The organism is Pseudomonas sp. FSL R10-2189 (assembly GCF_009600325.1).
GTDB classification, from domain to species: domain Bacteria; phylum Pseudomonadota; class Gammaproteobacteria; order Pseudomonadales; family Pseudomonadaceae; genus Aquipseudomonas; species Aquipseudomonas helleri.
Genome location: NZ_WIVZ01000157.1, coordinates 1 through 281, shown reverse-complemented (window position 1 = coordinate 281; position 281 = coordinate 1). Strand labels below are relative to the sequence as shown.

1 protein-coding gene is annotated in these 281 nt (G+C 60.5%); it reads left to right on the top strand.

Annotated features, from left to right (window positions below; all coding sequences use genetic code 11):
* On the top strand, positions 1-281 hold a 281-nt coding region (locus tag GHO32_RS26315), incomplete at both ends, for a contractile injection system protein, VgrG/Pvc8 family (protein ID WP_256678640.1).

Genomic DNA, 281 nt, shown 5'->3' with positions numbered 1-281 from the left:
CTCGATCTGGGTGCGCTGTTCACGGTGTGGCGCGGCGACACGCCGGTGCGCTATGTCCATGGTCTGGTCAGTCTGTTTCGTCAGGGCGACACCGGTTTTCGCCGTACCCGCTACCACGCGGTGATCGAACCGACCTTGGCCCGCGCGGGCCTGCGCTCTAACTGGCGAATGTTTCAGTACAAAACCGTGCCCGAGATCATCACCCTGGTGCTCAAGGGCCAACGCATCACCGACCTCGAAAAACAGATCTGTTTCGATCACCAGACCCGCGAATACTGCGT